The sequence below is a fragment of the Serratia sp. GW822-FHT06D09 genome (assembly GCF_058799515.1).
Map to the genome: position 1 here is coordinate 63,556 of NZ_JBXALO010000003.1, position 17,071 is coordinate 80,626.

The window sequence follows — 17,071 nt, forward strand, 5'->3', positions numbered from 1 at the left end:
CTTTTCTCATTAATTTGGTCGGCATGAGAGGATTCGAACCTCCGACCCCCGACACCCCATGACGCCGCTTTCAAAGCGCTGAAAGTCGCGCTATAGCTGGTGGTGTGAGGTGTTTGTATGTACAAACAAACAGTGCATTTTTAGCATAATCCTCTATATATAGATCAAAGAGTTAAATTATGTTTTACCCCACATATCTAAACAATCGACAACATTTAGAATGTTAAACAATTGCCACAGAACTATGCTTGACATATCATTGAAGCGAAACCTCAAGCTTGTCAGGAGGCTCTTATGGCAAACAATAAAAATCATATCTTTGGAGTAGTGCAAAAAGGTTATGCTCGCATCAGAGTCGGTGACCGGGGGGGCGCGTACATTCCATCTGAGGAAATTGCAATGCTTCCTGAGGTTCAGGACATGCAAAAACGTGCTGCAGCAATAGTGGGTCGTAAGATCATGAATAATAATGCATACAGTGCAGGGTTTGAGGCAGGTCGTAGGCGTGCATCCTTTGCAAAAAATGCAGATGTTGCAGCTGTTAAAGAACAGGCTTTAGAACAAAAAGATAAAGCGAAGGCATAAGAAATTGTTTGCATTACTACTGATACCTATTCTTGTTAGCGGCTATATCCTTGTAGTCGCTAACTTATATCATTATTACCAGTTGCATCGTTATGATGGGCAGCTTTTATATTTAAAAGTTGCTGCTCATGGAACAATGAGTGTCGTTTTTGTTTTAGCAGTAGCATTAATTACGAAGTTTATTTTTCCAGATTACCATCCAATTGCAATAGTTTCTGAAATATTGAATGTCAAAAAAACAATTGATAAGAATAAAGTGGAAACATGGCTTGCGTTAATATCTATAGCCTCCATAATTACATCTTTACTTTGGGTGTTTATTGTTTGGTTTAAGAATGTAATATTAGGATTCTTTTGTGAGAAACAGCACCATGAAGATATATTTCACGCAAAAAAATTGCGAATCCTAAGAAAAACCATATCTAACTCAACGCTTGATAGTATGTTGTTGGATGCTATAGAGAGTAGCCCAAAGAAATCAATTTTGGTTACGCTTTCTTCAAGAAAGGTATATGTTGGAATCGTTAATGGCATTCAAGAACCTACTGAAAGCGAAGCCCCAAATGGCTACATATCTATCTTTCCTATTATGTCTGGTTATAGAGATAATGATACACTTTCTATAACATTTACTAATTCCTATCCCTCAGAAGTATCAGTCTCTTCTGCAGCGACTGCTGATTCCAAGAAAATTCATAAAGTAGCTAACATGGACATTCTTATCAAATCTGACGAGATTTCCCATTTATCTTGGTTTGATTTTGCAGTTTTCGACGAGGTTAATGGCTCCTTTGAGCAAGGAACCATCGATCTGAGAACTGATGCAGCTGATGCTACTTAAAACTTTTATCCTCTTGCAATTTTGATAATTTCCTCAGTAGGAATGAGTACCGACTCAATATTATTTTGAGTCGGTACTAATAGCTTTAATCTCTCCATGGGGAACCATTACCCAGTTGATATGGTTACTGGTATATATCTTGGTTGATTTGGCGTCACTGTGTGCCATCCTTCCTTGTGGATCTATACCTTGAATATCAAACTGGTATGCTGCAAGAGCTCGTATTTCGTGGAACGTTGGTCTTTCTTCCATCCTTAGATGATTGTACAGCCCAAGTTTATCACGCAGCGAAGAAAACGAACGACTCAGATAATCTGGTGCGACCTGCGTTGGATGTGAAACCTCTTTGCTGCGTTTAACCTGCCGATCTGGAATCCTGTGAACAACAAACGGACTGGCCACATTATCACGACTATCATCAATTATGCGTTTTAGCTCCTTGCCAATAGGGATCGCAACATGTGAAGCTTCCTTTTTTTGTACCTTTTGGCGGTGGATATACAACGTTCCGTATATGCCATTCTCTGGCTGTTCAAACCAGACACAACCACATATTCCATTTTTGGGTTCGCGGATTGAATACCTAATCCTTGCTACTTCGAGTCTGGCATGTGTCGTTTGTAAGGCTAAGTCCATTGCAGTTCTTAACCATGGGGCTGCAGATCTGCGAATGGCCATAAAATTGTCGAAAGACAAACGCTGCCTTTTTTTCTCTTCAATCCTGCGCATTTTCTTACGGGTGGCTGGATTATCCAGCATCAGCGATTCATCGACCGCATAGCTGAAGAGCTTCTTCAGAAAACTGACTTTCCGGTTTTGCACGTTTGCAGATGCATCAGCGTGGTATTCCTTTATATATGCGTTGACGTGTTCCAGCTCGATATCGCATGCCGGGATCTTGTCGAAAAACTCTTTTACACGGATCGCATCGTTATTCCAGTCATCCCGGGTGCTCTCAGACGGTTGTTCGTCTTTTATTGTGCGCTCCATAATGCGGTCGATATGTTCAGCGAAAGGCAATGCCTCACCTTGAATTCCGCCAGACTCCCGTATTAGTGAGTCGATTGATACTGACGTTTCAGGGCGCATCCTGTTGTTATATTCACGCGCGATAGCGATCGCCATAGCGCGATCACTGCCGAGTGATTTACGTTTTCCAGTTACAAGAGTGAAGCGATAAACTCCCGTCGCCTTATCAAAATACAGTAAATCAGGAAGATGCCGATTTTCCCGTCGGCGCGGGCGGGCAGCCATTATGACTCCCTGATAAGTTGATTAACGGCCAGAGAAACTTCAGATTGAATCCCCCAACGCTCAGATGAATAAACCCATGACATACCGTCTATTACCTTTCCTCGAAGTTGTCCGTGCTCGATCCAGCGTTTAACGGTTCGCTTATCAGGAATCGAGCCCTCTTCAAATTCACGCTTTAGCCATTTGCTGGCTCGCATTAATTTATCTGCCATGGTTGTAATCCTCCACACGTTAAGCCCGCCGCATACGGGCATGAATTCAATCGTGACATGTCACACTGTTAACTTTGTTTCGTGCCATCCGTATGTTTGCCAGCACTCAGAATCACCGAGGAAGTAACAACCATCAGGATCGCCCGGTAGCTTGTCCTTGCACTTACCGCAGCACCGGTTATCACGAGCCGCCAACTGCTTTTTTAACTCGGCATTATCCTTCCTGATCAGCATGGTGATGTACTCGTCCATGTCATATGGGTCACGCTGCGGCCGCCGGGCCGCGCAGTTCTCCCGCAACATATCGATCTCCTGCTGATCCAGCTTTAGCTCAAAAGGAACAACTCCCGCTTTCCGCTGACGCTCGCGTTGTGCGGCTTTACGTTCAGCATCCGTCTTAGCCATCGATTACCTCCTAAACGAAACACATTCCAGAATCGCAGAATTGGACAAGGTCCATCTGTGAGCCCTTGCCACCGCTAGCTATTAGTGGCGCCTCAGCGAGAGGTACTCCGTACTTTGTTAGCCACAACCAGGGCCACGTTTTCTGGATTTTCCTCTCATGGTCACAGGCGCGTTGGAAATCCTCTGGCACGTTCTCTTTCTTGAACAGCCACAGGTCATCGTCACGGTTAGGGCACATCCAACAAAGCGAAGCTGGAGGAGTTGGAAGACCGTAATCCTCCACGCACTGGATGCACATTTGCTTTGTTAGCATCATCTCGATTAGCGGGTACCGGCGTCGCCACTTCCCATCATTGACCTTCATGCGTCGTGCTGCTTCCTCGATGCTGATCCCCATCCACATATCAACACCGCGCTTGGTGAGATACTTTTCGCCGTACTTATAATTTAGGAATCGCTGAATCACCTCGCGCTTCCACTTATCACTGCAGAACGCAGGTTTCTTGCCAGTGCACCACCCGTTATCGTCACGCCCGTTCCGCGTGGAGAAGTATCCCGGCAGTGGTTCATCTTCGTTAGGCCCGACAATGTCGTAAGTCGCATAAAGGCTTTTCGGAACGATGTGATATTCGATGCCAATTTCATCGCACAGCGTCTTGATATGCTGGGCCTGGTACGCAAACACATTGCTAGCTTCACGCTCAGTATCTGACATAACAATCACATCAGGCTTTGGCAGCGCTCCTGCATGTATAAGGCAGATAATGGCGTTGCTCTGAGTGCCGCCGCCGCTGGAAAGCACATTCAACCGCTGAGGGTTGTGCTTGAATTGCCGACGCGGAATGAAGGTTTGCATGAAATTAGCCATGCTGGGCCTCCACGGCGTCTTTGAAGAACGCGATCCAGTGAGTATTAGCTCGCTTGCCTGACGGGTGACCAAAAGTTGGTTTCTGGTCTGTCAGTGCGAGAATTTCACTGGTTTTAATCTGCGTTTCGTTCCACTTAAAAATCAGCGTTCCCATGGGTTTCAGCACCCGGAATGCCTCGCTGAAGCCTTTGGCCAGATCGTCTCGCCAAGTCTCTCGGTTGAGTACGCCGTACTTTGCGCGGAGCCAACTGGTTTCACCGGCAAACTCAAGGTGCGGTGGATCGAAGACAACCAAACTGAATTGTTCGTCATTGAACGGGAGTTCGCGGAAGTCCAACAGCACATCAGGTTTGATATGCAAAGGGCGACCATCACAAAGCCTGAATGACTCATCGCGAATATCACCGAACACTACGCGCGGATCGGTACGGTCGAACCAGAACATGCGGGAGCCACAGCACATGTCGAGAATGCTTTTGCCTTCGAGTTCTGGCATCACTGGGCGCTCTTTCATTTGGCCTCCACTTTATCCATGAATACCGCGCGCGATGGCGACCAGTCGCAATAGGTGTCAGTTTCAACGTGGCCGAAAATTGCCTTGCAGCGGCGTATATGAGCGCAGTCTCCGCAGGTCTTGCCAGCGGGTAGTCTCATTTTGTCTGGGTCGGATGGGTCAAAGTTGAGCTCTTTCATTTGACCTCCCGCAGCTTGGTGGAGAATGCTTGCAGTTCGTTAATCTGAGCGCGCAGAGACTCGGCTGCAGCGCCAAATGCGTGGGTATCTGGATGCATGTTGGCAAGCTGTTCCATCTTCAGATTGATGAGCTTCTCCACTCCCTGCGCCTGGAGAGCGGCAAGTTTGGCACCTACCTCTTCAACAATGTCGTCCAGGTATACGTGCCAGTTGCTCCACTCTGGAAGCTCTCCGGTCGCGGTCTTGTATATTGAGGCCAGCGCATTTCGTGCAGCATCGCGCTCCACAGCCAGTGCATCGCACCTCACCAGCGCTGCTGCAGCATCAGAAAAGTACCCTTTGCATTTGGCTTCAGACATTAAAAGCTGGCGTTCCAGCGCATCGCGCTCAGCCTTCACAACTTCCAGCTCAGAAAACAACGTTGCATAGTCACCGTGCGCCACGTAGCCGCCCTCCGGGGTTTCACGCATGTAAGCGAGCTCATGAGAAATGCTCAGGGAAAAGTCAGGGTTAAAGCGCTTGATCATCGCAGGCCTCCTGGGCAGCGTTCTGTTGCCTGTACTCGTTGAGGATTTTGTTTATTTCCTCTCTGGTTCCCGGTGTCAGCAGCAGAACGTCACCCTCTTCACGGAGCATAGGGGCAGCGTCATAAAGCAGTTCGCATAATCTGCGTGCGCGGTTGGCGCTGAATAGGGGAGTGATAAAGGACTTGGTGACCTTCTTCTTGCCTGCCTTCTTGGCCTTTTCGACGTCACCGGCAAGCACTTTTCCTGCAGCTTCACCGTGCTCTTTTACGCGGTCTACAGCGGCGTCAACGGCAACAGAACCCTCTCTAACAAGCATCTGAACGTCGTGATTGGCCTGACTGAATGCCAGTAACTTATCGACCGTAGCGCGGCTCTTGCCGACCAACGCGGCGATTTCATCAGGAGAAAGGTTGAACCCTGCCAGCTCTTTCACGACGAGCGACTGCTCGTAAGGGGATAGGGGGAGCTGGGTGTTACTGTTCATGATGCGAGCGATACGCTCTACATCATTTCCAGTGAACGGAATGATCTGTATGCGCTCTACTGGCTTACCTGCGTCACGACAGCGGCTATAAGCACGGCGACGGCGGTGGCCTTCGACAACCCAAACACCACCCTCGTCACGAACTCTTACTTCAAGCGGCGGCACTGGCTTACCGCTCATCAGATGCTGAAAGAGTTTTTCATCTTCAGCCAGGGTGTGTTCGTTCTCGACGCGTTTGTTAAAACCTTCCTGAACATGGATATCGTCCAGGTTCATAGTCATGCGCCCATCAGGACGTTTTATCGTGCCGTCCTTTGCCATCTGCTTAAATGAGTTAGCCATCTGTTATTCAACCTCTCCGTGGATTGTGCTTTCGCTGTGGTGCTGTAGGCGACTGCTTGAAGGGCGGGTAATGGCATACGTCAGGACATACGCCGAACCGTCTTTAAAACCCGTCCAACGTGCGCAGGCGCTGACTATCTGGCCCTGAACATCCTTACCCCGGTGATCTGAGTAATTCACGATGGTGCCAATGTGGTAACGCGGTTCGCACAGGCTCGGCGGGAGAGGTTTCTTTTCCATGATTAACTCCAAACAGCGCCAGCAGTGAGCAGGCACAGGGTAAAAATAAGCAGATAGAAGAGGTGCTTGCCGTGGTGGCGTTTAGGGGCAAAATCGCCCCCGGTGAGGTCGTACTTATGCTGGATGCGAGCGTTGAGCGTTACCATGCTGGCCTCCGCTGCATTGTGTGCAGGCGGCGCTGCAGGGTTTTAATGTTGTTGCGGGTGACATAGAAGCTGGAGCAAGTGTCGGCGCAGACGAGGATTCTCACGGTCTTATATCTGCCATCTTCGTAGCGTTGAATGCTTACGCCTTTCTTCTCTACGTCGCGTGTCTTACCGCAGTGCTCACAGCATTGTGTGGTGGTTTGCATAACATGTCCTCTCAATGAAAATTACATGGATAAAGGCACTGCCTGAGTTGATGCGCGCGCTCGGTTTCCCTACGTTTCCAGCACTCTGGAGCGGTGGGCAGCGCCTTTATTGATGTAAAAAAGAGCCCCGGCTAGCGGGGCAAAGGATGACAATGGAGGTGTTACGGAGCAGGCTTGTGATGACTCACGCACCTGGTGGCGCATCGAACCGGGGATTTATACTGTGTAGGTTAAAATTAGAACCGGAATGATGCGCCACCAGATAAGTGAGACGCCGGTATTACCCGGCGATGAGAATGCCAATTACCGACCAGAACGCGACGCAGAAGACAACCACGCCAGTCCAGACGATTTGATTAGAAGTCATGATTGCCTCAGTGCGCCCCGTAGGGCGCGGTGGGTGTTAGCTGACCAGCCACTCGTCATAAGTTTTCAACGGCTTGCCGGTCATGAATTCGTTGCCTTTGCCGTCATCAGCGCAGGCCAGGTAAATCTGATATTCGCTGTCGTTGTCGCCGCGAGCTTTGGTCTGCCAATTGGCGTTCTGTTCGAGTTGCATCGTGTAACCTCTGCTATAGTGGTTTTGCCGAAGCCCTCGCACGCAAGGGCAGCGGTAAAATCACTTAGCGGCATTCAGTTCTTTTGCTGCCCATGACATCTTGCGGCGCATTGTTGGTGCGCGGTCGAATGCTCGATCCAGCCATTTAAAGCGGTGATACCAGCGGCGTCCGTACTCACCAGAAACTAATCGTATGATTGTAATTTTCATCGTGTAACCCTCTGCTGTTAGTCGGCCATCTGGCGAGCAAACCAGCGTTTTGCGCCTGCTGCAGTTTTAAAGTCGCGGCTCTTGGTGAATGTCATCGCGGTAAACGTGCCGTCTCCGTTGGGGAAAACGCCTGTCTTTACTGTTTCGTTGTTGCCCATATCGTGAGTAGTGTTCATCGCTAATCCTCAGTGGTTTTATGCCTACCGCCCCGTATTGGCAGCGGCAGAGTAAATCCACTCGTCATTTGAAGCTGCTGATGCGTTCGCCGGGCGCTAACCGGTTACTGAGTGATGCTTTACGCCTCCTTTCCCTCACTGCGTCGCCGTGGGAACCCGACCTGTAACACCGTCGTCGCGCGGCTGGCCCGCTAGGCCATTAGCCGCTTTACTGCTTCATTGGCTTGATCTCCTTTGTTGATAAATCGTCACCCAGTGCTGTCCGCCGCATGCCAGCTGTGCCATACCCCCGTAAGGGCTGGGTACTGCCGGGTACTGAGTTATGCAGATCTCTCTGCTCAACGCTGGGTGACTAAACCTGATTGTTAAAGAGCGTCCCGGTGGTTTGGGGTGACGTTGTTGCTGTCGATGGAATGAATAATAGCCATGAGTATTTTTAATAGCAATAGGTATTGGTGATGATTCAATAGCAATGGGTATAATTCGTTGTTTCGAAAGTGAATTTAGTTGATAAAAATTGGTATTGAGGATTTGTATGCGATGTTTTGTGGGGAGGGTGGCAGGGCAAAATGGATTGATTTTCTTTTAAAAAGAGTTAATTATAAAAATAACTGTATATATAAACAGTATTTTAAGGCTTGACAGCTATTTTTGATCCCGGGGGAAGTATGGTTGAGATGTTGGTTCGTAGTTCTGCGGGGGTCTATAAAGCAGAAACCCTGCCAGAGCAGGGTCTTAGTGGTTACATCCTGAAGTCACGGAGTAGTAAAACCACGACTCCTATCAATGAATCTGGCGTTAATTCGATGAGCGGTACGCGAGAATCATCCACGGATAAGAAGCCGAAAGCACCACCATCCAGGAAGCGATAGGCTGATACCGAGTTATTTACTTTGGCTAGAACTAAATCACCTGTACCTGGAGCGATGTTGGCGTCAGCAATAACAATAGAGCCTGCTGGAGCTTCAGAACACCCACTGTTTCGCTTGAGAATATAAGCCTTCCACGACGGGAGTGGTTTCCCTTTTGGCGAGATAACAAAGTCATCCGTTTCACCATTTTCATCCCATACCGGTATCTGGCTAGAACGATCAAGCCTTGGCGAAGGAGGGCTATCAGTGCCTGTCATCTCACCAACGCCGTTAGCTAGCCAATCGACATTTACGCCAAGAGCGTTCGCAATGTCTACCAGCTTACCTGATGTTTTTGCCTTCCCTTTCGTCAATCGCCAAATCGTAGGTTGTGCAACGCCAGATGCCTCAGCAAGTGCTGCCTGAGTCATGTTGTCACGAAAGGCCATCGCCTGGTTAAGGCGTTCTGCAAGTGTCGTTTTCATACCAGCGAATTTATAGCCGTGCGTATTAAGCGTCAAATTCGAATTGCTATTGCTAATTAAAATACTCATTGCTATTATCCATGATGATTAATACGTTTAAGGATTAAGTAATGAACGAAGCTATTCAAAAGGCAGTAAGCATCGTTGGAAGCCAACAAAAACTCGCATCTCTTTGTGGCGTGAAACAGCCAACAGTTTGGCGCTGGCTCCACGGTGGCGGCATTGATGCTCGTTACGTAAAGCCAATAGTTAATGCCACTGGCGGACAGGTTAAAGCTCTTGAAATTCGTCCTGACTTGGCCGATCTGCTGGATGCAAACTGATGAGGGAATTATCAATGGAAAACAATGCAATAGCACGAAAGTTAGAACCGCCAATTATCAACGCAGTTGAGATTGAAGGCGTATTGCTCAACCGGCTTGCATCGGTAGGGCAAAAGGCTTACGCGGAGCACTTAGGGATTAGTGAGTCGACTGCAAGTCGCCGTAAAGGAGAGGGGCATTTTGCAGCGATGGCCAAGGAGCTGGCATTCCTGGGAATTCAGGCTGCACCTCCTGAAGCGGTTTTGGTTTCTCGGGATTATTTGGCGTCGGTCGAAACATTGGCTGATATCGGATTGAAAGCTGAGCGCAGCCGACCAGGGCCGCTGGGATGGGACTAAATGGCCTGGGACACTTTTGTTTACGACAACATCAAGCGGCAGCTGGTGGCTGAAGGGTTCAGCGAGGCAGTCGCTCAGGGGGGGGGCAAATTATGGTGCTGATCACTATCGCCGTATGTCGCAGGTGAGCCGCAAGGGGATGGCATTCAACGACTGTCTCACCCGTGCCAGGCAGTTTGCGCTTGCGAGCTGTACGAAGGAAGAAAAGCCAGAGAAGGCGGGTAAGAAAGCAAAAAGCCGAGCAGTTACAGCTGCGCGGCCTTCACTAATCTGATTTGGAGTTCTGCTATGAACAACCTGATTGTGATTGAAAAGACCGCTATTCGTCAAGATGCCGTTGGGCGTTACTGCCTGAATGACTTGCATCGTGCTGCTGGTGGCGAGGAAAGACATAAGCCGAAATATTGGTATGCGACGCAGCAAACGCAGGAGTTGGTGCGCCTTTTGACCGAGGGGGGAATTCCTCCCTCGATTGAAAATCAACCAATTAACGTTATTCGTGGCGGATTAGAGCAGGGCAGCTATGCCTGCAAAGAGCTCGTTTATTCGTACGCCATGTGGATTAGCGCGACTTTCAACCTGAAGGTGATCCGCACGTTTGACGCCGTGCAAGCCCCATCTGCTCTATCTGAAATGGAAATGATAGCCGCCATGGCTACGAACGCTGCTCAACAACAACGCCAGATGCAGGCGCTGCAGCAGCAGGTCAATGGCGTAACTCAGCAGATAGAGGACATCTCAACCGGCGCTATACCACCTGGCTGGCAGACGGTTCGCAACTTGGTGGCTTTGTCTGGGCTGTCTGATAGCAAAGTTAGGGCTCTAATCTGCTCGTTTCATGTCCCCAGCAAGAAAATCCCCTTTAACGCTCCTGGCGGAATTCTGACGAATGCGACGGTAGCCAAAGAGGATGACTTTCTTACTGCACTCAGTGAGGTGCGGAAGACGTCCACGCGGGCCTGCAGAAGCAAATACTGGTATCACCCGCGCCTCGGTCGTTTCGAGATGAAAGAACTCCATGACAACTAATCACTCTGTGCCATTAAACCGGAAATACCTTGATGACCACGGTAAACGCGTGACCGTCATTCTGTGGGATCGGGCTGCGCAACAAGTGATTTTTATGCGAGAGGGCTACCCGTATGAATGCATGCAGCCACTTGAGCGATTTAGAGAAAAATTTAAGCGAGTCGAAGTATGAGCATGAACCTGATGGCGCAGGCTATGAGCATCAAAGTGGGTAACCCACTGCGCAAGCTGGTGCTGATCAAGATAGCCGACAACGCTAACGACAAGGGCGAGTGCTGGCCTTCCTATCAGCATGTCGCTGACCACTGCGAGTGCAGCAAAAGCGCTGTGAGGGCGCACATTGAGGCGTTGATTAAGATGGGTTTAATCACCAAAGAGAACCGTTTGGGTGTTAACAACGGCAAAGGTAACACCTCTAACCTGTATTACCTGACGCTGGATACCCCTGTGTCGTCAGAAAGCATAGCCCCCTGTGCCGTCAAAAAGCATAGCCCTATGCCGCCAAAAAGCACAGGGCTATGTCAGCAGGTGGCACCCCCTGTGCCGTCAAAAAGCACACCCCCTATGTCACCTGATGGCACCAGAACCAGTCACTTTCTTGAACCAGTCATTGAACCAAAAGAAAAACCCCCTAAAGCCCCCCAGAGCGAACAACCTGCGGCGGATACATCGGGCATGGCTGGGGAAGTGCTGGATTTTTTGAATGAGAAAATCAACGGCAAGACACCGAAGCGGGTTAACACCCTGAGAGAAATCACAGAGCGCCTGGTTGAGGGAAACACCGTGGATGAGTTGAAGCTGGTAGCAGAACACCGTGCCAGCCTGCTGCTGAGCAATCCTGCAATGGGGCACATGCTGAGTGCAAAGATGATTTTTGACCCGGTTCGTTTCAGCGGCTACCTGGCTGCGGCCAACACCTGGAATGTACAGCGCACTCGCAAAGCAGCTATGGCCGATGCCGTCGAACAACAGCGTCAGGAACTCCCGGCTGGCGATGCTCCAGAAATAGATTTTGATGAGTCTTTTGACCGCTTAATCCGTGATGCCGCGATGCCAGCTAACGCTGCAGAAAAACGAGCTCAGCAGCAGGTACGCAAAAACGGCTTTGGCAATGTTGACGAAAGTAAGGCCCGCCAGATGTGGCGTCCAATTTTAACCCGAGCATACGCAATGGCAGGAGCGCAGGCATGAGAGCAATAGTGAAATCTAACGTACAGCGCGATCTGGGCATCGCGATGATCAAGGCTGGTGGTGAGTTGCTCTCACACCTGACAGGCCGCGTGCTGGTATCAACACTTCCGGACGAAATGAAAGACCTCCCAGACGGAATTTTACCGAAGGTAGAGCATGAGATAGCGAACGACCCGCGCCTGCAGCCATTCTTTCAGCATGAACGGGTTATCAACGCTGCTGGTGGTATCAACTCGATGGAAGCCTGGGCAACGCGTTTCACCAAATGCCAATACTCCAGCGAAAGCCACTCGTCCAACCTGACCACGCGTCGTTATGGTCATGCTGCCATGCGTATCTGCTGGAGCTGTGACAACAGGACTGACGGGCATACATCGCCAAAGCTTGATGCAATAGCGAACGTGAACATGGCGCGCTGGGTTGTTGAAACAGCGAAATGGCGGCTCAAGTCTGAAGGTCAGTTAACCATTCCGGAGCTTGTTCTATGGGCGACCATTTCTGGCGTGGTTGATCTGATACCGAATGAGATATCAGCGCATCTCTTGGCGTTACCGAACCCGGTAAGGGTATCTGGAGCACGCAAGGAATCCGAAATGGCTGTTGGGCCTGCACCTACAGAAATTCTGGCAAAGACCGCAATGAAAGTTTTTAAGGTTGATGAAGGCGTCCCTGGTGCATTCGTACTGCTTCCGAAAAGAACCCGAGCAGAAGACAGCAAGTACACCCGATGGGTAAAAACGCGTCCGTGCTGCGGCTGCGGTGGCCGCTCCGATGACCCTCACCACATTATCGGACATGGACAGGGTGGAATTGCAACCAAGGCCCACGACTTTTTCACTATCCCCATGTGTCGAAAATGTCACGACGCGCTGCACAAGGATGTTGCTGCGTGGGAAGCAGAGCATGGCAGCCAGGTAGAGCTGCTGTTTGAGTTTCTGGATTTCTCATTTGGCATTGGGGCTATCGCATGAAGAATTACCTCATCACACCAATTCCTAAACCGCGCCAAACACAAAAAGACCGGTGGGCCAAGCGCCCGCCAGTTCTCCGCTACAGGGCATTCTGCGACGAAGTGAGATTGCACCGCATATCGTTGCCTGAGAGCGGCTATCACGTGACGTTTGTATTACCCATGCCAGATAGCTGGAGCAAGAAGAAACGCGCTGAGATGGCCGGCAAGCCGCATCAGCAGAAGCCAGACAAAGACAACCTGGAAAAGGCTCTGTTGGATGCAATTTTTGAGGACGACTGCCGGATCTGGGACGGTCGAGTAACAAAGGTTTGGGGCGAAGTAGGCCAAATAATTATTGGAGAAATAGCATGAGAATAGAGCACGCACTTTTAGCCAGCAGCCCGAAATCTCCTTCGATTATGAGCATGGCACCGGAAACCAAACCTCAATCAAAATTGACGACTGATAAGGACGGCGTACAGCAGGAACGGCGTGTGGTTCGCGCATCACAATGCCATGCTGGCGGGCAAGGAGGCTATACCGATGTCATGGTAGCCCTGGGGATCACGCAGTCAAGGGAGGCTCAGGGGCTTAGTCTTCTCTATGCAAAATTTAATAAAGACAAATCAGAGAGAGAAAAAGCGATAGAGCGATTGGCACAACATGCGATTAAGCAGGCCCCAAAGCTGGTGGGAAAGGCTGCGGGTAGACAAATGGCTCGCTGCATGGTGTTGCTTTCGAAACTGGCAGTGGATGACTTCTGTAGAACGGCAGACATTGAGCGGGCTAGGTGTAGATGTGGCGGTAGTGGAAAGGTATACGACATAGCGGGCACAAAGGCAGGAGGCAAGGCCGTAGAAAAAACCTGCAGTAGATGCCACGGAACAGGATTGAAGCCAACCACGACAGCCCCAGCTTACAAAGTGGTGAAGGGATTAATACCTGGCCTGAGCCAGCCGACATGGAACAGGAACTGGCAGCGCTTCTATCAGATGTTGATCAGTAAGTGTTACCAGGACGCTGAGGCGGCTGAGGGTGTGCTGGGTAGAGTAACTTCAAATGTGCATAATTAAAAAAGATAGCGGCATGTTTTAAAATTTTATCAACCAACTCTTGCATTATTGAATAAAAATGGCTAGATTTACTCTTAATGATGGGATTTCAATGCCTACGGGCTGACAAATCACCACCGCCATATCAAAAGAACCCGCCTCCGAGCGGGTTTTTTGCATTTAATATCACTGGACTAAGGCCCCAATTTCAGCCGGAAGCTCTACCAAAATCTCATAGCTTGGGCTTTGAGTACTTTGCTGAGTCCAATATTTTTCAGCCAACGCAAGTGTTTCCACCATGTTTACGGAAAAGTGAAGGAGATTCATGTCTGCTTTGAATGTTCTTGCCCTTGGATGGACCTCATAAATGTTAGCGGGCCCATTTCCATGATCAACTCCGAATGCTCTTGCCTCTTGTGCTGTTTCAGTTGCGAACATACAGCACATTCGTGATGGTGCCTCTGGTGCGTAAATTTGGCGGGCCATTTCATAAGTTGCTTCAATAGAGCAGCTAACGTCCACGAAGGTTTTGAGGTTGCCATTGCCAAAATTGACGGTGCGATGTGAGTTTTGGAGTAAATAATTGCTTCCATGGCGAGATATGCCGAATGGGTAATACCGTGCAATGAACCCCTGTAATTCAATATCACTAGCCTTAAGCTGTGTATTTAACAAGGATACATCTGGCAATGGGGTGGGGTTGATGATAAGGCCACTTGAAAGTTGGCCAGAACGATCTGCAGTGTAAAAAATAGGCATGATATGGTCACATATAAAAGACTGATAAGCTTAGCTTTCCATCATATGTAATAAATTTTTATTTTTCTAATCCAAAGGCTGCCTTCGTGTGGCCTTTCCCATATTTAGCGCCCAATGCCTCACACACTGACATATGTCGCCCCGCATTCGCGGCGCTAACTCCTTTTCTTCACCCGATGATCGGGCTATGCCCCGGCAGGGGGAGGTTATGAAAATGCCATGGAAAAATGAACCAAACATCCTCTCCATGCTGATTGCCTTTGGCATGACGTTGCTGGGGGCGGTTGCCAGCTATTCGTTCAAGGTGCTCAACGGTGAAGCCTTCAGTTGGCGGACATTATTCTTACAGTTGTTCGTGTCCATTTTTGCAGGTCTGACAATGGTCATGATAGCTCTTCATTACGAATGGCCTTCGGAGATCATGGGCGGTGTGTGTGGCATGGCTGGTTGGTCTGGTGCATCGCTGATCAAGGCGCTTGAACGCCGTTTCCTAAACAAAGCATCAGGTGAAGCAAATGCGGATTAGCAACAAAAGACGTGATTTCATCAAGGGGTTTGAATCCCTCCGCCTGGTGGCTTATCCGGATCCTGGTACTGGTGGTAAGCCGTGGACGATTGGCTGGGGCCATACCAAGGGAGTGAAGCAGGGCGACCGCATCACCCAGGAGCAGGCAGAGAAATTCCTGTCCGATGACTTGGCCGTATTTGAGCTGACGGTAAACAGTGCCATTAAGCGCCCAATGACGCAGAACCAGTTCGACGCGATGGTATCGCTAGCGTTCAACATCGGCGGGCCTGCATTCGCACAGTCCACACTGGTGAAGAAATTCAATGTGAGTGATGTGCAAGGTGCTGCTGACCAATTCCTGCGCTGGAAACTCAGCGACGGCAAGGTTATGCCGGGATTGGTGAAGCGCCGCGCGGCAGAGCGTGAAATGTTTCTCTCATGAATACCTCGTTCAGCTTTCGCACGATGGCAATTGGCTTGTTGCTGGTGGCACTGATTATCGTTGGCAGGCTTGCGTTTTACTTTCACGGTAATGCAGTAAAGGCGGGCGAGAAGGTCAAACAGCAGGAAACAACGCTGGCGCAGCAGTCAGGACTAGTCTCAACCCTGCAAGAACAAGACCGGAAGAACAGAGCCTTAGCAGCAGAGCAACAGCAAAGAGAGCAGCAACTGCGCCAGCAGGGTGAACGCTACCAGAGGGTATTACGTGAAGCACTTAAAAACGACAAATGTGGCAATAGTGCTATGCCTGCCGCTGTTGTTGAGCTCCTGCAGCAGAATGCCACCGACACCCCAGCAAGTCGTCCTGTTACCCCCTGAAATAGTATTCACACCATGCGAGCAGCCAAGTCTACAAGGGAAAAACTGGGGTGACGCGGTGAGTTACACGCTGAAACTACAATCAGCGCTCAGCATCTGCGCAGGACAAGTGGAAACACTTCAGAAGTGGAGGTCAGTTATCCACAATGGCGAACGCTTGAAGTAAAACGTATTTTGGATATTATCTTACTGTTAGCCCACGGAAAGTTCATGGAGGTCTATTTGACCCAGTTTTTGGACTTCCCCTTAAGCAACCGCTGATCGTGACATCAGGGTTCCTGAGCCAGGGGTAACAGAATAGAGAGGATAGTGAGCAGGGAGATCGGCCAAGGTGGGTAACCATCTTGAGAGCATTACCACCCGCGTCTGGGACGCTGGAGTCTTCCGCCTTGTTGGTCACGCGATGAGGTTAATACATGAAAAGCCAAGGGGCTCAGGTGACGCTGCCATTCTCGAACCCCACGCTGGCCACGGTGTCAGTAGGGATACTTGGAAATGACGGTAATCCGCAATTAGCTTGGCCTGCCTTTCACCTACACCAACCGCCTACGGGCGGTTTTTTTATTGCCCATCACAGAGCATCTATCCAGGTGCTGCGTAATGCGCAAGCAAAGTTACAAAAAGTCGAAAGGTGGTAAGCAGAATCCGTTAACGTCGTGGCATTCGAAAAGACGGAAGTAGCGAGGCAACCCCGCGAGGCGTGGCTGATACTGCGGCTATTTCCGGATAGGTAATTTGTAGCGGATGTAGTGAAGTGCGATTTTTGCAAGCTCAGTTAATAGCTTTAACCCTTGAACGATAGCGTTTAAGATATCGGAATCTGACATAAGGCCTCCTTAGGTTATTGTTTCGTAATGTGTTTTATAGATTTAACTAATCAGCTTTCAGAGATTCTGAGCGCTTTTCGTAATCTATTCTGTCGGCTATTGCCTATAGTCAGGGTTTATCCAAATACCAGCGCTTATCACAGAACGGCTTTCCGAGGCTGTTGCGTGATGATGTATAATTCTCCCCAA

The 17,071-nt window shown here is 49.5% G+C and carries 28 protein-coding genes and 1 pseudogene; 14 read left to right on the top strand and 15 right to left on the bottom strand.

Features of this window, described 5'->3' with window-relative positions; translation table 11 throughout:
* The first annotated feature begins 294 nt into the window (after positions 1-294).
* The gene (locus AC1RKG_RS07930) at positions 295-585 is read left to right on the top strand and encodes a hypothetical protein (protein WP_493182607.1); all 291 of its coding nucleotides are present in this window, start codon (positions 295-297) and stop codon (positions 583-585) included.
* A gap of 4 nt (positions 586-589) precedes the next feature.
* Positions 590-1,426: a hypothetical protein gene (locus AC1RKG_RS07935; RefSeq protein WP_493182609.1), complete on the top strand. Its 837-nt coding sequence runs from the start codon at positions 590-592 to the stop codon at positions 1,424-1,426.
* A gap of 60 nt (positions 1,427-1,486) precedes the next feature.
* Here the strand turns inward: AC1RKG_RS07935 and AC1RKG_RS07940 are convergent, their stop codons facing one another.
* The 14 genes from AC1RKG_RS07940 to AC1RKG_RS08005 all read right to left on the bottom strand — a co-directional run bounded on the left by AC1RKG_RS07940 (position 1,487) and on the right by AC1RKG_RS08005 (position 9,153).
* Entirely contained in the window at positions 1,487-2,680 is a 1,194-nt protein-coding gene (locus AC1RKG_RS07940; RefSeq protein ID WP_493182611.1) for a phage integrase Arm DNA-binding domain-containing protein, read from the bottom strand.
* Positions 2,680-2,892 carry a hypothetical protein gene (locus tag AC1RKG_RS07945; protein ID WP_493182613.1) on the bottom strand — a complete coding sequence of 71 codons (213 nt, stop codon included), beginning with the start codon at positions 2,890-2,892 and terminating at the stop codon, positions 2,680-2,682. Before AC1RKG_RS07945 ends, AC1RKG_RS07940 begins: the two co-directional genes overlap by 1 nt.
* 60 nt (positions 2,893-2,952) lie before the next feature.
* The gene (locus AC1RKG_RS07950; protein WP_493182615.1) at positions 2,953-3,297 is read right to left on the bottom strand and encodes a hypothetical protein; all 345 of its coding nucleotides are present in this window, start codon (positions 3,295-3,297) and stop codon (positions 2,953-2,955) included.
* Positions 3,298-3,307: 10 nt separating this feature from the next.
* A complete protein-coding gene (locus tag AC1RKG_RS07955) occupies positions 3,308-4,165 on the bottom strand; it encodes a hypothetical protein (RefSeq protein WP_493182617.1) in 858 nt (285 codons plus the stop codon).
* Positions 4,158-4,679 carry a class I SAM-dependent methyltransferase gene (locus AC1RKG_RS07960; protein ID WP_493182619.1) on the bottom strand — a complete coding sequence of 174 codons (522 nt, stop codon included), beginning with the start codon at positions 4,677-4,679 and terminating at the stop codon, positions 4,158-4,160. The genes AC1RKG_RS07955 and AC1RKG_RS07960 overlap by 8 nt, the downstream gene beginning before the upstream one ends.
* On the bottom strand, positions 4,676-4,858 hold the full coding sequence (locus AC1RKG_RS07965) for a hypothetical protein (RefSeq protein WP_493182620.1): 183 nt from the start codon (positions 4,856-4,858) through the stop codon (positions 4,676-4,678). Before AC1RKG_RS07965 ends, AC1RKG_RS07960 begins: the two co-directional genes overlap by 4 nt.
* Positions 4,855-5,385 (bottom strand): hypothetical protein, encoded by a 531-nt coding sequence (locus tag AC1RKG_RS07970; RefSeq protein ID WP_493182622.1) that lies wholly within the window; start codon positions 5,383-5,385, stop codon positions 4,855-4,857. The genes AC1RKG_RS07965 and AC1RKG_RS07970 overlap by 4 nt, the downstream gene beginning before the upstream one ends.
* Positions 5,369-6,211: a chromosome partitioning protein ParB gene (locus AC1RKG_RS07975; protein WP_493182624.1), complete on the bottom strand. Its 843-nt coding sequence runs from the start codon at positions 6,209-6,211 to the stop codon at positions 5,369-5,371. The genes AC1RKG_RS07970 and AC1RKG_RS07975 overlap by 17 nt, the downstream gene beginning before the upstream one ends.
* Positions 6,212-6,214: 3 nt before the next feature.
* Positions 6,215-6,451: a hypothetical protein gene (locus AC1RKG_RS07980; protein ID WP_493182626.1), complete on the bottom strand. Its 237-nt coding sequence runs from the start codon at positions 6,449-6,451 to the stop codon at positions 6,215-6,217.
* Positions 6,452-6,453: 2 nt separating this feature from the next.
* Complete coding sequence (locus tag AC1RKG_RS07985; RefSeq protein WP_020826587.1) at positions 6,454-6,597, bottom strand: hypothetical protein; 144 nt, start codon at positions 6,595-6,597, stop codon at positions 6,454-6,456.
* Positions 6,598-7,206: 609 nt separating this feature from the next.
* Positions 7,207-7,362 (bottom strand): hypothetical protein, encoded by a 156-nt coding sequence (locus AC1RKG_RS07990; protein WP_187961418.1) that lies wholly within the window; start codon positions 7,360-7,362, stop codon positions 7,207-7,209.
* A gap of 60 nt (positions 7,363-7,422) precedes the next feature.
* A complete protein-coding gene (locus AC1RKG_RS07995) occupies positions 7,423-7,572 on the bottom strand; it encodes a hypothetical protein (RefSeq protein ID WP_187961417.1) in 150 nt (49 codons plus the stop codon).
* Between the two features lie 17 nt (positions 7,573-7,589).
* The gene (locus tag AC1RKG_RS08000; RefSeq protein WP_187961416.1) at positions 7,590-7,748 is read right to left on the bottom strand and encodes a DUF1391 family protein; all 159 of its coding nucleotides are present in this window, start codon (positions 7,746-7,748) and stop codon (positions 7,590-7,592) included.
* Positions 7,749-8,490: 742 nt separating this feature from the next.
* Positions 8,491-9,153 (bottom strand): helix-turn-helix domain-containing protein, encoded by a 663-nt coding sequence (locus AC1RKG_RS08005; protein WP_259217392.1) that lies wholly within the window; start codon positions 9,151-9,153, stop codon positions 8,491-8,493.
* Between the two features lie 41 nt (positions 9,154-9,194).
* On the opposite strand from AC1RKG_RS08005, the gene AC1RKG_RS08010 reads away from it, so the two are divergent.
* The 8 genes and pseudogenes from AC1RKG_RS08010 to AC1RKG_RS08045 all read left to right on the top strand — a co-directional run bounded on the left by AC1RKG_RS08010 (position 9,195) and on the right by AC1RKG_RS08045 (position 13,990).
* Positions 9,195-9,407, top strand: a complete 213-nt coding sequence (locus tag AC1RKG_RS08010; RefSeq protein ID WP_115059005.1) for a transcriptional regulator — start codon at positions 9,195-9,197, stop codon at positions 9,405-9,407.
* Positions 9,407-9,745, top strand: coding sequence for a CII family transcriptional regulator (locus AC1RKG_RS08015; RefSeq protein ID WP_373417521.1), 339 nt, complete (start codon positions 9,407-9,409; stop codon positions 9,743-9,745). Before AC1RKG_RS08010 ends, AC1RKG_RS08015 begins: the two co-directional genes overlap by 1 nt.
* 288 nt (positions 9,746-10,033) lie before the next feature.
* The gene (locus AC1RKG_RS08020) at positions 10,034-10,774 is read left to right on the top strand and encodes a KilA-N domain-containing protein (protein WP_493182631.1); all 741 of its coding nucleotides are present in this window, start codon (positions 10,034-10,036) and stop codon (positions 10,772-10,774) included.
* Positions 10,764-10,946 (top strand): DUF4222 domain-containing protein, encoded by a 183-nt coding sequence (locus AC1RKG_RS08025; protein WP_187961413.1) that lies wholly within the window; start codon positions 10,764-10,766, stop codon positions 10,944-10,946. The genes AC1RKG_RS08020 and AC1RKG_RS08025 overlap by 11 nt, the downstream gene beginning before the upstream one ends.
* Positions 10,943-11,392: pseudogene (locus tag AC1RKG_RS08030) on the top strand (helix-turn-helix domain-containing protein); the annotation flags it as partial. The gene AC1RKG_RS08025 and the pseudogene AC1RKG_RS08030, both read left to right, overlap by 4 nt.
* Before the next feature lie 581 nt (positions 11,393-11,973).
* Complete coding sequence (locus AC1RKG_RS08035; RefSeq protein ID WP_493182633.1) at positions 11,974-12,936, top strand: DUF968 domain-containing protein; 963 nt, start codon at positions 11,974-11,976, stop codon at positions 12,934-12,936.
* Positions 12,933-13,289, top strand: coding sequence for a RusA family crossover junction endodeoxyribonuclease (locus AC1RKG_RS08040; protein ID WP_060431945.1), 357 nt, complete (start codon positions 12,933-12,935; stop codon positions 13,287-13,289). The genes AC1RKG_RS08035 and AC1RKG_RS08040 overlap by 4 nt, the downstream gene beginning before the upstream one ends.
* Complete coding sequence (locus tag AC1RKG_RS08045; RefSeq protein ID WP_493182635.1) at positions 13,286-13,990, top strand: antitermination protein Q; 705 nt, start codon at positions 13,286-13,288, stop codon at positions 13,988-13,990. Before AC1RKG_RS08040 ends, AC1RKG_RS08045 begins: the two co-directional genes overlap by 4 nt.
* 165 nt (positions 13,991-14,155) lie before the next feature.
* On the opposite strand, the gene AC1RKG_RS08050 is transcribed toward AC1RKG_RS08045, so the two are convergent.
* Positions 14,156-14,728: a DUF2441 domain-containing protein gene (locus AC1RKG_RS08050; protein ID WP_493182637.1), complete on the bottom strand. Its 573-nt coding sequence runs from the start codon at positions 14,726-14,728 to the stop codon at positions 14,156-14,158.
* Between the two features lie 208 nt (positions 14,729-14,936).
* Between AC1RKG_RS08050 and AC1RKG_RS08055 the strand changes: the two genes are divergently transcribed.
* From AC1RKG_RS08055 to lysC, 4 genes are read left to right on the top strand one after another with little or no spacing between them, the layout of a single operon-like run.
* The gene (locus AC1RKG_RS08055) at positions 14,937-15,254 is read left to right on the top strand and encodes a phage holin family protein (protein WP_493182639.1); all 318 of its coding nucleotides are present in this window, start codon (positions 14,937-14,939) and stop codon (positions 15,252-15,254) included.
* Positions 15,244-15,678, top strand: a complete 435-nt coding sequence (locus AC1RKG_RS08060) for a lysozyme (RefSeq protein WP_493182641.1) — start codon at positions 15,244-15,246, stop codon at positions 15,676-15,678. The genes AC1RKG_RS08055 and AC1RKG_RS08060 overlap by 11 nt, the downstream gene beginning before the upstream one ends.
* On the top strand, positions 15,675-16,055 hold the full coding sequence (locus AC1RKG_RS08065) for a DUF2570 family protein (RefSeq protein WP_493182643.1): 381 nt from the start codon (positions 15,675-15,677) through the stop codon (positions 16,053-16,055). Before AC1RKG_RS08060 ends, AC1RKG_RS08065 begins: the two co-directional genes overlap by 4 nt.
* Positions 16,015-16,221, top strand: coding sequence for an Rz1-like lysis system protein LysC (gene lysC / locus AC1RKG_RS08070; RefSeq protein WP_493182645.1), 207 nt, complete (start codon positions 16,015-16,017; stop codon positions 16,219-16,221). The genes AC1RKG_RS08065 and lysC overlap by 41 nt, the downstream gene beginning before the upstream one ends.
* The last annotated feature ends 850 nt before the right edge of the window (positions 16,222-17,071 follow it).

Excerpts from the sequence above, each read along its gene's own strand:
- AC1RKG_RS07930 (WP_493182607.1), top strand. The coding sequence starts at position 295 with ATGGCAAACAATAAAAATCATATCTTTGGAGTAGTGCAAAAAGGTTAT.
- AC1RKG_RS07940 (WP_493182611.1), bottom strand. The coding sequence starts at position 2,680 with ATGGCTGCCCGCCCGCGCCGACGGGAAAATCGGCATCTTCCTGATTTA.
- AC1RKG_RS07945 (WP_493182613.1), bottom strand. The coding sequence starts at position 2,892 with ATGGCAGATAAATTAATGCGAGCCAGCAAATGGCTAAAGCGTGAATTT.
- AC1RKG_RS07950 (WP_493182615.1), bottom strand. The coding sequence starts at position 3,297 with ATGGCTAAGACGGATGCTGAACGTAAAGCCGCACAACGCGAGCGTCAG.
- AC1RKG_RS07955 (WP_493182617.1), bottom strand. The coding sequence starts at position 4,165 with ATGGCTAATTTCATGCAAACCTTCATTCCGCGTCGGCAATTCAAGCAC.
- AC1RKG_RS07960 (WP_493182619.1), bottom strand. The coding sequence starts at position 4,679 with ATGAAAGAGCGCCCAGTGATGCCAGAACTCGAAGGCAAAAGCATTCTC.
- AC1RKG_RS07965 (WP_493182620.1), bottom strand. The coding sequence starts at position 4,858 with ATGAAAGAGCTCAACTTTGACCCATCCGACCCAGACAAAATGAGACTA.
- AC1RKG_RS07970 (WP_493182622.1), bottom strand. The coding sequence starts at position 5,385 with ATGATCAAGCGCTTTAACCCTGACTTTTCCCTGAGCATTTCTCATGAG.
- AC1RKG_RS07975 (WP_493182624.1), bottom strand. The coding sequence starts at position 6,211 with ATGGCTAACTCATTTAAGCAGATGGCAAAGGACGGCACGATAAAACGT.
- AC1RKG_RS07980 (WP_493182626.1), bottom strand. The coding sequence starts at position 6,451 with ATGGAAAAGAAACCTCTCCCGCCGAGCCTGTGCGAACCGCGTTACCAC.
- AC1RKG_RS07985 (WP_020826587.1), bottom strand. The coding sequence starts at position 6,597 with ATGGTAACGCTCAACGCTCGCATCCAGCATAAGTACGACCTCACCGGG.
- AC1RKG_RS07990 (WP_187961418.1), bottom strand. The coding sequence starts at position 7,362 with ATGCAACTCGAACAGAACGCCAATTGGCAGACCAAAGCTCGCGGCGAC.
- AC1RKG_RS07995 (WP_187961417.1), bottom strand. The coding sequence starts at position 7,572 with ATGAAAATTACAATCATACGATTAGTTTCTGGTGAGTACGGACGCCGC.
- AC1RKG_RS08000 (WP_187961416.1), bottom strand. The coding sequence starts at position 7,748 with ATGAACACTACTCACGATATGGGCAACAACGAAACAGTAAAGACAGGC.
- AC1RKG_RS08005 (WP_259217392.1), bottom strand. The coding sequence starts at position 9,153 with ATGAGTATTTTAATTAGCAATAGCAATTCGAATTTGACGCTTAATACG.
- AC1RKG_RS08010 (WP_115059005.1), top strand. The coding sequence starts at position 9,195 with ATGAACGAAGCTATTCAAAAGGCAGTAAGCATCGTTGGAAGCCAACAA.
- AC1RKG_RS08015 (WP_373417521.1), top strand. The coding sequence starts at position 9,407 with ATGAGGGAATTATCAATGGAAAACAATGCAATAGCACGAAAGTTAGAA.
- AC1RKG_RS08020 (WP_493182631.1), top strand. The coding sequence starts at position 10,034 with ATGAACAACCTGATTGTGATTGAAAAGACCGCTATTCGTCAAGATGCC.
- AC1RKG_RS08025 (WP_187961413.1), top strand. The coding sequence starts at position 10,764 with ATGACAACTAATCACTCTGTGCCATTAAACCGGAAATACCTTGATGAC.
- AC1RKG_RS08040 (WP_060431945.1), top strand. The coding sequence starts at position 12,933 with ATGAAGAATTACCTCATCACACCAATTCCTAAACCGCGCCAAACACAA.
- AC1RKG_RS08045 (WP_493182635.1), top strand. The coding sequence starts at position 13,286 with ATGAGAATAGAGCACGCACTTTTAGCCAGCAGCCCGAAATCTCCTTCG.
- AC1RKG_RS08050 (WP_493182637.1), bottom strand. The coding sequence starts at position 14,728 with ATGCCTATTTTTTACACTGCAGATCGTTCTGGCCAACTTTCAAGTGGC.
- AC1RKG_RS08055 (WP_493182639.1), top strand. The coding sequence starts at position 14,937 with ATGAAAATGCCATGGAAAAATGAACCAAACATCCTCTCCATGCTGATT.
- AC1RKG_RS08060 (WP_493182641.1), top strand. The coding sequence starts at position 15,244 with ATGCGGATTAGCAACAAAAGACGTGATTTCATCAAGGGGTTTGAATCC.
- AC1RKG_RS08065 (WP_493182643.1), top strand. The coding sequence starts at position 15,675 with ATGAATACCTCGTTCAGCTTTCGCACGATGGCAATTGGCTTGTTGCTG.
- lysC (WP_493182645.1), top strand. The coding sequence starts at position 16,015 with ATGCCACCGACACCCCAGCAAGTCGTCCTGTTACCCCCTGAAATAGTA.